Source organism: Marinilabilia salmonicolor JCM 21150, assembly GCF_000259075.1.
Taxonomy (GTDB): Bacteria; Bacteroidota; Bacteroidia; order Bacteroidales; family Marinilabiliaceae; genus Marinilabilia; species Marinilabilia salmonicolor.
In genome coordinates this window covers 64,202-76,536 of the sequence record NZ_AJKI01000007.1, presented here as the reverse complement: position 1 = coordinate 76,536, position 12,335 = coordinate 64,202, and the positions used below count along the sequence as shown (strand labels likewise).

7 protein-coding genes are annotated in these 12,335 nt (G+C 42.1%); 2 read left to right on the top strand and 5 right to left on the bottom strand.

Annotated features, from left to right (window positions below):
* Positions 1 to 144 precede the first annotated feature (144 nt).
* On the top strand, positions 145 to 1,440 hold the full coding sequence (locus W7W_RS0105425; protein ID WP_010662810.1) for a serine hydrolase domain-containing protein: 1,296 nt from the start codon (positions 145 to 147) through the stop codon (positions 1,438 to 1,440).
* Positions 1,441 to 1,832: 392 nt separating this feature from the next.
* Here W7W_RS0105425 and W7W_RS0105415 read toward each other — a convergent pair whose 3' ends face one another.
* Together W7W_RS0105415 and gyrA are read right to left on the bottom strand one after the other, a co-directional pair.
* Entirely contained in the window at positions 1,833 to 2,984 is a 1,152-nt protein-coding gene (locus tag W7W_RS0105415) for a tetratricopeptide repeat protein (RefSeq protein ID WP_010662808.1), read from the bottom strand.
* Between the two features lie 35 nt (positions 2,985 to 3,019).
* Positions 3,020 to 5,551 (bottom strand): DNA gyrase subunit A, encoded by a 2,532-nt coding sequence (gene gyrA / locus W7W_RS0105410; RefSeq protein WP_010662807.1) that lies wholly within the window; start codon positions 5,549 to 5,551, stop codon positions 3,020 to 3,022.
* Positions 5,552 to 5,805: 254 nt separating this feature from the next.
* On the opposite strand from gyrA, the gene W7W_RS0105405 reads away from it, so the two are divergent.
* Positions 5,806 to 8,376 carry an ATP-dependent Clp protease ATP-binding subunit gene (locus tag W7W_RS0105405; RefSeq protein ID WP_010662806.1) on the top strand — a complete coding sequence of 857 codons (2,571 nt, stop codon included), beginning with the start codon at positions 5,806 to 5,808 and terminating at the stop codon, positions 8,374 to 8,376.
* A 534-nt stretch (positions 8,377 to 8,910) separates the two neighbouring features.
* On the opposite strand, the gene W7W_RS0105400 is transcribed toward W7W_RS0105405, so the two are convergent.
* The 3 genes from W7W_RS0105400 to W7W_RS0105390 form a co-directional block, all read right to left on the bottom strand.
* On the bottom strand, positions 8,911 to 9,555 hold the full coding sequence (locus W7W_RS0105400) for a tetratricopeptide repeat protein (protein WP_010662805.1): 645 nt from the start codon (positions 9,553 to 9,555) through the stop codon (positions 8,911 to 8,913).
* 122 nt (positions 9,556 to 9,677) lie between these two features.
* On the bottom strand, positions 9,678 to 10,979 hold the full coding sequence (gene thrC / locus W7W_RS0105395) for a threonine synthase (protein WP_010662804.1): 1,302 nt from the start codon (positions 10,977 to 10,979) through the stop codon (positions 9,678 to 9,680).
* Between the two features lie 29 nt (positions 10,980 to 11,008).
* Positions 11,009 to 12,211 (bottom strand): cofactor-independent phosphoglycerate mutase, encoded by a 1,203-nt coding sequence (locus W7W_RS0105390; RefSeq protein ID WP_010662803.1) that lies wholly within the window; start codon positions 12,209 to 12,211, stop codon positions 11,009 to 11,011.
* Between the last annotated feature and the right edge of the window lie 124 nt (positions 12,212 to 12,335).

The window sequence follows — 12,335 nt, the reverse complement described above, 5'->3', positions numbered from 1 at the left end:
CTCAATTTCGTAATAAGCAAGGAGTAATTTTGTGTTCTTTTGTCAAAAAGACTATTTTTACGTCCAACTATCAAGGGTTTTAGAAGAAAAAGTTTTCATTATTTCCGAAGAGAATTAAATTGTTTTCGGTAATAGAACAGATTTATGAAATTACAATTTAAGATTTTACTCATTCTTGCCGGAGTTTCGGCAGGTTTGGCAGCCAAATATATTACAGGTCCCTCTATCCAATCATTTGGTACCGATTTTACACCACCGGAGCCAAATGTTTCGTCTTTACGGATTTCCGGATTCTTCTCTGATGATGTAGTTTTTGAATCCATAGACCAATCCGTTAATTCTTTTCTTCGTCGCAATGACATGGCAGGAGCTTCTGTCGCCATTGCCAAAGACGGCAAGTTGGTATTTTCAAGAGGTTATGGGTGGGCCGATATGGAAAATCGAATTCATACAGAGCCATATCATCTCTTCAGAGTTGCCAGTGTTTCCAAATTGATTACCGCCGCAGGCATCATGAAGCTGGTGGAAAACGGTAAACTGAACCTGGATGATTATGTATTTGGGCCAGATGGCATCTTGACCCAATCTCCTTATGATGTTTACATTGACCGAAACGTAGAAGATATAAAAGTTAAGCATCTTCTGAACCATTCGGGAGGCTGGACCAATCGATGGGGTGATCCAATGTTTATTCCGCACGCTGTTGCAAGAGGTTTGGACAAAGAACTTCCGGTTGATGCCACCGATATCATTCAGTATATGCTGGGGAAGAGACTACACTTTAAACCGGGAACCATGTCTTCATATTCGAATCTGGGATATGCAATTTTGGGAAAAGTGATTGAGAAAGCGAGCGGAGATTCTTATGAATCATACATTAAAACGAATATTCTTTATCCAATAGGAATTTTTGATATGCGTTTGGGCGGCAGTTATCTGACCGAACGTGCCGAACTGGAGGTAAAGTATTACGAACCAGCTGATACCTATAAAGTTATTGACCATAGGAGTGACGATAAAGTACTTCGAAGTTATGGAGGAAATGATATTCGGACTCTGGGGCCGGCAGGTGGCTGGCTTGCATCATCCACTGATCTGCTTAAGTTTATGCTGGCTATTGACGGAATGAATCTTCCGGAAGATATTTTGTCGGCCGAATCAGTTGAAAAAATGACCACTCCGGTAAAGAAATATCTTGATCCTATGGGATGGCGCGGTGTCAGGAAGAATTATTGGTACCGTACCGGAACACTTGCAGGCACATCAGCTTTAATGGTCAAAAAAGACAATGGCATTTCATATGTTGTATTGTTTAACAGCAGCACCTGGAAGGGACCGATGCTGGCTAGCGATATTCGCAGAATGATGGAACGAGGCATTAGCAGAACTGCTGAATGGCCTGATTATGATCTTTTTGATTTGGCCAGTAATTGGAAATAAAAGCTTTATTTTTAATGAATCAAAGGCTTTCATCCTAACGGACGGAAGCTTTTTTTTTATCCCCGGTTTTATAAAACAAAATTATATATCAGAACTCATTGTTAGCGGTAACAACCCATTTAAAAATCAATTTTATTATGTCGGTCAGGATGATTCAAAGAGTTATTAATAGAAGTAACTATTGTGTGATAGTCCTATTTTTAATGAGTTTGCTTCGCATTGCTGAATATTCTGCAAAGTCCCATAATAGCGAACCTGGTGGAGAAATCTAATTTTACTATTTTCCTTAACTTTCCCTTTGTCCTATAATTGACATTATGTTAATTTTAAATATAAAAAGAATAGCAGACCAAATTTGGCCTGCTGTTCTTCTATTCTCTTTGAATGTAAGTTTACTCTCCTTTCAGAGCCTTAATTTTCGCATCAACTTCATCGTATTTATCCATCATTTCGAATCTGTAATACAAACCTTTAAGACTTTCCAAAACCGATACTTCCTCAGGTTTGGCCTCATGAGCCTTTTCCATATAAGGCAACGACGTTTTGAATAACTCGTCAGCTTTAGCCTTTTCCTTTTGGAATTTAGCATGGTCAGTTTCGTCATTGGCAACATTCATCTGCTCAATGGCTTTGTTGTAATAAATTACGCCAAGGTTATACAGAGCATCAAAATAATCCTCCTGCAATTCCAGCGCTTTTTTGTAATCTTCAATAGCCTCGTCATATTTTTTAGCCTGATCCGCCAAAACGCCTCTTGCATAATAGTAAGTCGGATTTTCAGGATCTTGCTCAATGGCCTGATTCAAATAAGCTTTGGCAGCATCATTCTGCTTAGTTTCCAAATAATAATTAATTAACTGAGTCAGCAAACGGTCATCTTCAGGATATTTCTCAAACCCAGTCTGAAGATTTTTAGCCATTTTGGTTGAATCCTGCATGGTTCCATACACCTGATGCAGAAGCAACACAGCATCTCCTCCTCCATAGCTGTATTCGATCGATTCCTCAAGATATTTGGAAGCTTTATCCCAATTCTTTGCGTTGTAAGCAGCCAAAGCAGTGTTGTAAATAATAGCAGTATCCACAGTTGGATTCTCTTTCTGAAACATCTCCAGATTATTAACTTTCAGCACATTTTCAAAAGCCACCATGGCATTTTCATAGTTCTGTTCGTTAAATCCTTCAATACCTGCATTGGTCAGTTCATTTACAAAGAAAGTCAATGCCACTTTAATCTCATTTTCAAAGCGCCCTTTGTCAGCCTTATCCAATTCGATGGCCTTCATATAATGATCAACAGCATCCTTAAGATCCTGAATATCTTTACTTTTCTTATATTTTGCAGTTTCAAGTTTAGCTGCTACAATATAAGTTTTGGGCCAGTCAACAGAACGCTTATGCGTATAAGCATCCTCTAAACGCTCTTCGGCTGCCTCCAGATCGCCATTGTCAATATAGGCTTCTGCAGCATTCACTTTACCTTTCTGCGCATACACACCTGCTCCTACAAACAGCGCAAGTGCTACAAATAGTAACTTTTTCATTGTTATTTGTTTTTGAGTGGATTTACAAATTAAAATTATGATTTTTCTTCGTTATTTTCATCATCAACATCATCCGATTGTTTCTCCAGAAGACCAGACTCCACAATATCTTCATCCATCTTTGACTCAGATATTACTTTGGTTACCGATGCAATCATATCATGCTTTTTATCCAGATTGATTAATCGGACTCCCTGCGTTGCACGCCCGGTAACCCTCAGATCCGCAACTGCCACACGAATGGTCACTCCCGAGCGATTCATGATCATCAGGTCGTTGTCGTCGTTAACACTCTTTATGGTGATAAGATCGCCTGTTTTATCTGAAATACGCATGGTTTTCACTCCTTTTCCGCCGCGGTTGGTAATCCTGTAATCTTCCAGATTGGAACGTTTTCCATACCCTTTTTCGGAAACAACAAGAATATCATCTACCGTATCTTTCACACAAACCATGCCAACCACTTCATCAGTATCTGAGTCAAGGGTTATCCCCCTCACTCCCTGACCAGTACGTCCGATGTTTCGAACTTTTGTTTCGTTAAAACGAATCGCTCTTCCTGAACGAGTAGCCATTAAAATTTCACTGTTCCCATTGGTCAGGCGAGCCTGAATCAATTCATCATCTTCACGAATACTGATGGCAATAACACCCGATTGGCGCCGTCTGCTGTAATCAGCCAGCAGGGATTTCTTGATAACTCCCTTCTTGGTTCCCATCACAATATGATGATTTTTGCAATACTCTTCATCGTTGAGTTTCTTCACACGAATAAAGGCCTTCACGGTATCTTCCGGATCAATTTGCAACAGGTTCTGAATGGCCCGGCCCTTTGAGTTCTTGGTTCCTTCCGGAATCTCATAAACCTTAAGCCAGAAACAACGTCCCAATTTGGTAAAGAAGAGCATGGTATTGTGCATGGACGCAGGGTAAATATGCTCAATAAAATCTTCATCCCTGGTGGTACTTCCTTTCGACCCCACTCCTCCTCTGTTTTGAGTTCGGAATTCAGCCAATGGCGTACGTTTAATATATCCCAGATGAGAAATGGTGATAATCATCTGTTCGTCGGCATAAAAATCCTCTGGATTAAACTCCTCTGAAGAATAGACAATATCTGTACGACGCGGGTCGTTGTATTTGTCTTTAATCTCCAGCATTTCGTTTTTAATGATTTCCATTCTGAGCTCCACTTTTTCCAGAATCTCCTTCAATCGATCAATTTCTTTCAAAAGTGCCTCATATTCTGCCCTTAGCTTGTCTTGCTCCAGTCCGGTAAGTTGCCTTAATCGCATTTCCACAATGGCACGTGACTGAATATCTGTCAGTTCAAAACGCTCAATGAGTTTTTCACGGGCTTCATCAGGACTTTGAGCTGCACGGATAATTTTGATAACTTCATCAATGTTATCACTGGCAATGATAAGTCCTTCAAGAATGTGCGCTCTCTTTTCTGCCTGATCCAGTTCAAATTGGGTTCTGCGGGTGACCACATCGTGGCGGTGCTCCACAAAGTTCTGAACAATACCTTTGATATTCAAAAGTTGCGGACGACCTTTAACCAGGGCAATATTATTGACTCCAAAAGAAGACTGCAACGCCGTATATTTATAAAGATGGTTCAATACCACATTGGCGATAGCTTCTTTTTTCAGGTCGATTACAATGCGCATTCCATCACGGTCCGACTCGTCATTGACGTTCGAAATACCCTCAATCTTTTTGTCATTGACAAGATCAGCAATTCTAACAATCAAATCGGCCTTATTGACCATGTATGGGATCTCGGTAATCACGATTTTCTCGCGACCATTGTTATCCGCTTCAATTTCCGATTTGGCACGAATAACAATTCGGCCTCTTCCTGTTTCGTAACCCTCTTTCACCCCCTGGTAACCATATATGGTACCACCTGTCGGGAAATCAGGAGCCTGAATAACCTTAATCAGTTCCTCGATACTGACTTCAGGGTCATCGATGTATGCCACAATGGCATTAATCGAATCTCCCAGGTTATGTGGAGCCATATTGGTTGCCATTCCCACTGCAATACCTGAAGTACCGTTAACCAGCAGTGCCGGTATGCGCGTTGGAAGAACAGTTGGTTCCTTAAGAGAGTCATCGAAATTAAACTGAAAATCAACAGTGTTTTTGTCAATATCGGCCAGCATTTCTTCTGAAAGCCGGTTCATTCGTGCTTCCGTGTAACGCATTGCAGCAGGGCTGTCGCCATCCACCGACCCCATATTACCCTGTCCATCCACCAACATGTAGCGCATCGACCAGGGTTGAGCCATCCGAACCATTGCATGATACACCGACGAATCACCGTGCGGGTGGTATTTACCAAGTACCTCACCCACAATCCTTGCGGACTTCTTGTAAGGCTTGTTGGGAGACATTCCCAGATCATGCATTCCGAAAAGTACACGTCTGTGTACCGGTTTTAAGCCATCCCGAACGTCAGGTAAGGCACGGGAAACAATAACAGACATCGAATAATCGATGTATGCCGATTGCATTTCCTCTTCAATGTTAATCTTTATTATTCTTTCTTCATCAGCCATTTAGATAGTCTTTAGATGAGTCTGAAAATGAAAAAATGCCCATAGCTGAGGGCCATTTTTTTCGCCGCCCTAAATTAAGCATTTCCCCCCGAATCGAAAAAAAACCGACCTTGTTTTTTATCCCCTTTTGTTCTTGGGATTTTTAGGCTTTTTATAGTATTTTTGAGCATAGCAAAAACTGTAAATATGACATCTGATGAAACATTGCACAGTTTTTGTAAATTAAACAACCTGATAATTATAAAAGGTACTTTATGGATCTAAACTTTTCACCCAAGATAAAAGAGGTAATCTCTTATAGCCGTCAGGAGGCTTCACGGCTGGGAAATCCATTCCTGGCTCCCGAGCACCTGATGCTGGGATTACTCAATCACCCAAACAGTAAAGCCGTTAAGATGCTCGAACACCTGAAGGTGGATGTGGAGTATGTGCGCGACAATATCGAGAAACAAATAAAAGAACATACACCACTGAACAATAACAACCAGTTACCTCTTTTAAAATCAACAGAACAAATTTTAAAATTGGTACATCTTGAGGCCAGAGCGTTAAAAAGCTCCAAAGTTAACACGCTGCACCTGTTGCTGGCCTTGCTGAAAGACAGGAGTAGCACAATTTCTGAAATCATGAATGATTATAATGTAAAATACGAACAGGTTCATTTACTGGCCGAACAAATGTCGCCTCAGGGAAAAGCACAGATGCCTGATGATGATGATGCGGATTCTCCGTTTTCCTCACAGGGAGGTGGCGGCGGAGGCCATGAAGGAGGCAAACCAGGTGCAGGAAAACCCGGCTCTGACACACCGGTACTGGACAACTTTGGAATTGATATTACGCGGGCTGCTGAAGAAGGTCGCCTCGACCCCATTGTGGGACGTGAACGTGAAATTGAAAGGCTGGCACAAATTCTCAGTCGCAGGAAGAAAAATAACCCTGTACTGATTGGAGAACCGGGAGTTGGAAAATCTGCCATTGCTGAAGGCCTTGCGCTTCGCATCATCGACAAAAAAGTCTCCCGTGTTCTTTTCGACAAGCGCGTGGTAACCCTGGACCTGGCATCCATTGTTGCCGGCACTAAATATCGTGGTCAGTTTGAGGAGCGTATCAAGGCCATTCTTAACGAGTTGTCAAAAAATCCGAACATTATTCTTTTTATTGATGAGATCCATACCATTGTAGGTGCCGGTGGTGCCACCGGGTCGCTGGATGCGGCCAATATGCTGAAACCTGCCCTGGCGCGCGGAGAAATTCAATGCATCGGTGCAACCACTTTGGATGAGTACCGTCAGCACATTGAAAAGGATGGAGCTTTGGAACGTCGTTTCCAAAAAGTGATGATTGAGCCCACCTCTGTGGATGAAACCATCGAAATCCTTAATAATATCAAAGAGAAGTACGAAGACCACCACAATGTAAGCTTTACCGGTGAAGCTATCGAGGCTTGTGTAAAACTCACCGAAAGATATATCTCCGACCGTCATCTTCCGGATAAAGCCATCGATGCACTGGATGAAGCAGGATCACGTGTTCACATCAGCAATATTGTGGTTCCGGAAACAATCCTCCAGTTGGAGGAGAAAATTGAAGAGACCAAAGAGAATAAAATTAAAGCCGTAAAAGCTCAAAACTTTGAACTGGCTGCTTCGTTCCGGGATAAGGAAAAGACACTTATTGATGAGTTGGAAAGCTCAAAATCGAAGTGGGAAGAAGAACTTCAGCAACACAGAGAAACCGTGGATGCCGAAAAAGTAGCTGAAGTTGTTGCCATGATGACCGGTATTCCTGTCCAAAGGGTAGCTCAGGCCGAAGGGGCCCGCTTACTAAAGATGGGTGAACAGCTTAAAGGCAAAGTAATAGGGCAGAATGATGCTATTGTGAAAATAGTTAAAGCTATTCAGCGGAACAGAGCCGGCCTGAAAGATCCAAACCGCCCCATTGGCTCATTTGTTTTTCTGGGTCCGACAGGTGTGGGTAAAACCCATCTGGCCAAAATTCTTGCCCAATATCTTTTTGATACAACTGAGGCACTCATCAGAATTGATATGAGTGAATATATGGAGAAGTTCAGTGTCTCCAGACTCGTGGGAGCTCCTCCGGGGTATATTGGTTATGAAGAAGGTGGCCAGCTGACAGAAAAAGTACGTCGTCGCCCCTATTCAGTAGTTTTACTTGATGAAATAGAAAAGGCACACCCCGATGTATTCAACATTCTGCTTCAGGTACTCGATGAGGGACGTCTGACCGATAGTTTGGGACGCCGGGTGGACTTTAAAAACACCATAATAATAATGACCTCCAATATAGGTACCCGCGAACTGAAGGATTTCGGACGGGGAATTGGTTTTTCAACCGCCAATCAGGCTACCGATGGAGAACATGCCAAAAGTGTTATTGAAAAAGCCCTCAAAAAAGCCTTTGCCCCCGAATTCCTCAACAGGATTGATGATGTTGTGATTTTCAACAGTCTGGAAAAAGAGGATATCCGTAAGATTATTGATATTGAACTAAAAGGTCTGTATCAACGCGTGGAATCACTGGGTTACAAGCTGGAGTTATCGGAAGAGGCTAAAGATTTTATTGCAGCCAAAGGATTTGATGTTCAATATGGTGCCAGACCTTTAAGACGGGCAATACAGAAATACCTCGAAGATGAGATGGCAGAAGTGATCATTCAGGCAAGTATTTCTGAAGGTGATGCCATTGAAGTTGGATTTGACAAGGAAAACGAGCAGGTAACCACCCGCATTGTGAAATTTCCTAAAAAAGGCGGAAAAAAATCCGACGATGCAGAAGAACAATCAAAACAAGCCAGTAAAAATTAAAACATAGCAGATATCAATTAATGGGGCTGTTTCCAATGTGAGACAGCCCTTTTTTATTCTATACCCCATCCATTTGATTCTGCAAAGTTTCATCATTGGTACCTAATGAAACAACTCCGTTTCACAACAAACTGATTATGACAAGGATTATCAAAGCACATAGATAACCCCTTGTATGCAATATTTATCAAAACATGATAAATATTGCATTAAATTCTTTCCCTTTAAGCCGGTCATCAGAAATTAATTGATGAAACGAAGTTCGACGAAGTCAATAAATTAGTCGTTCTGAAAGCGCGACTTTTTTCATTTCGGAGAATACATACTACTAATTTAACAAAGCGAGGTTGTGTTTTAAAATAGGCGACGGTTTTTTAGCAATAGCATGGGCGTTGCCCCAGGCTTTCAGTCTGTGTACATCTTATCTGTTTTATGTATATATGATAGGTAAAAGAAGCAGGATATAAAAAAAGACGGGTAGTTCAACATCAAAATTGAACCACCCGTCTTTTTATGCAAGAACTATGCTCTGATTTATTGAGCAAGTCTGTTATTAATTTCCTGCAATGAAGCTTTAGCGCTGGCATTGTCAGCATCATACTTCAATACTTTCTCAAACCAGGGTTTGGCATTCGAAAATGCTTCGTTAGCACGGGCATTGATCTCATCGTACTGAGAAGGATCCGCATTTTGCGCTGAGGCAAGAATCTGAGAAGCCTCATTATAGGGCTCAGAACCTTTCTTAAGATAGTAAGTCACAAGCATTTTCTTCATATGACCTACATATTTACTTGTACTAAATTCCTCAACGGCATCCACAAGAAAGCTTTCCATTTCCTTCTCTTGATCCAGCTTATTGTACGAAAAAGCAATGTAATAGGCAGAAATGTCAGGACGGAAGCCCTGCTCCTTTGTCATTTCATAATACTTAATTGCTTTTTCATAGTTTTCAATACGACGGGCAGATGTAGCCATATTGTAAAGCATTGCATCTTCCAGAGGTTCTCCTTCTTCCCAGTTTGCAACCGACTGCTCATAAAGCTCAAGGGCTTTCTGATAGTCTTTATTTCTCAGGGCGTCATTTCCTTCATTCTTATAATCTGCCGCTGTTTTATCCTGGGCAAACACACTTCCTGCAAGTGCAAACAACACAAAACTTACTGTCAATAAGTACTTCATAACGTAATCTAATTTAATGTTTGGATTTCTCTTTTTCTTCCGGCTGTAAAAATAGCCTTTTTGAGTTTAAATGAAAACAAAAAGCAGGCCAAACCTTAAATTTATATAAAAAAAGCAACATTTCACAACTTCAATAAGTATTCCTTCAACTCTTTGTAAGAGGAATTCATGGTTTCATGGGTTCCTTTTGCCTCAAATGCATCTCCAAACTCCCTCTTTATCTTAAGAGCTTCATCGGGAAGTACAGCCTCAATTGTTTCCAAAAACTTTACCGGGTGAGCGGTGGAAACAAAAAATCCGGACTCCTCGCCTTTCAACTCGCGTGATAAACCCAGATAACCTGTTGCCGAGTGAGGATCTAACAAATAGCTGTTTTTTGAAAAAACAGTTTTTATGGTCTCTTGTATTTCCCTGTCATTGACCACCGTTGCCGCAATCTCTTTTTTTATTTTATCAGTATCCTGATTGTACAATTCGAAAAGTCTGGGCCAGTTGCTGGGATCTCCCACATCCATGGCATTGGCAAGAGTCACAATGGTATCTTTTGGCTCATAATTTCCCGAATTCAGGAACCGTGGCACCACATCATTGACATTGGTTGCCGCAACAAAACGCTTCACAGGAAGTCCCATTCTGTGGGCCAGCACAGCCGCAGTAATGTTGCCAAAATTACCACTGGGTACACAAACAACCGGGGGTTTCTGCCCGTTTTGTTCCATGATACGGGCAACACCCTGGAAATAATAAACCATCTGTGGAAGCAAACGTCCCAGATTAATTGAATTGGCAGAAGTAACCGCCACATCCTGTCTGAGACTACGATCGTTAAAAGCCTGCTTCACTAAACGCTGACAATCATCAAACGCACCATCTACTGCAATGGCGTGAATATTATGGCCCAGACTGGTCATCTGATTCTGTTGGTAAGGACTAATTTTTCCATCGGGATACAATACCACCACATCGATACCCGGAACCTTGTAAAATCCGTGTGCCACTGCTCCTCCGGTATCACCGGAAGTCGCTGTAAGTACCACCATTTTTTTTTCGGTTACAGGATGTAGCCGACTCATCAATCGCGACAAAAATCGTGCGCCCACATCCTTAAAAGCCTGAGTGGGTCCGTGAAACAATTCCAGTACCTGAATTCGTTCATCAACCGGCTTCAACGGGATGGGAAAAGAAAAAGTGCTCTCCACCATCTCTTTCAGTTCGTCAGCTCCCAGATCTTCACCAAGAAAAGGTTTCAAAACAGAAAAAGCTATTTCGGACAGAGACATCTCCTGTAATTTATCAAAAAAATCATCCGATAAGGTCGGAATCTCCTCCGGCATAAAAAGACTTCCATCATCGGCAAGTCCTTTGAAAACAGCTTCCGGCAATGAAACGATTTGCCGGTTATTTCCCAAACTTTTAAATTGCATATACCTAAGATACAATAATTAACAATAAGTTACTCAAACAATTTCTCCAATACCTCACCATCAGAAAGCATCCCCAGCGCCCCCTCTTTTACCGAAAATTCATCAAAAGTTTGAACATCATCCGAAGCTAATCCCGGTTTAACAATAAAAAACGGTACCGGATCTGAGGTATGTGTACGCAACGCACACGGAGTTGGATGGTCAGGCAACAATGCCAGTGCCACATCCTCATGAAGCCCCTGAATGCCCTGCCACAAGGGTTTCAAAAGACGTCGGTCAAAGTCCTCAACAACCTTCTTTTTCAAATCTTTATCTCCTTCATGGCCTGCTTCATCCGCCGCTTCTACATGTAAGAATACGAAATCCACCTTCTGAAGTGCATTAACGGCTGCCGCTGCTTTCCCTTCATAGTTGGTATCAAACAAACCGGTAGCTCCCTCTACATAAATATTCTCCAGACCGGCCATTCCACCAATTCCCCGGATCAGGTCAACCGCAGAAATTACCGCACCCGACTTAATCCCCCAGCGTTCTTCAAACGTAGGAAATCCTCCGGGCTTACCTGGCGACCAGGGCCAGATAGCATTGGCCGGTGCTTTTCCTTCTTTAATTCTTTTCTTGTTAATAGGATGATTACTCAGAATCTCAATCGAATGCTTTATTAACAGACGAAGTCGCCTGGCTGTTTTATCCGCTGCCCCTTCAGCAACGGGTAACAAATCCTCCAGATTTTCACCGGGATGATCATGCGGAGGCCTGCAAAAAACACCGGTTTTCCCATCTTCCAGCATCATCAGGTTACGATAGCTGACCCCCTGATGGAACCGAACTCCTTCAGTATGCAATTTGGCATTAAGATAGGTAATCAATTCACCGGCTTCGTCGTTGGAAATATGACCTGCCGAGTGATTCATCAGTTTATTATCCTCAATAGTCACCAGATTGCACCTGAAAACCAATTCATTATCTCGGATCGGAACCTGCAAAGCAGCAGCTTCGAGAACGCCCCGTCCCGGAAAATATTTGCGTGGATCAAAGCCCAAAATATTCATATTAGCGATTTCACTACCCGGATGCAACCCTACAGGGATCGATTTTAACAATCCCGTTTGTCCCTGAGCACAAAGCTCATCCATTACCGGTTTGTGAGCCGCCATCAACGGGGTTTTATTGTCCCATTCGGGAATTGGGTTGTCAGCCATCCCATCGGCCAATACTACGATATACTTCATAGTTTTCAAGGTTTAATATTGCCGCTCCTGCGAGCCCGTAGGAGCGGCGTTAAACAAATCCCTGAAACACCCTATCTCAGGTACTTCAGGGATTAATACTTCGAAATTAGTGATTATTTAAAAC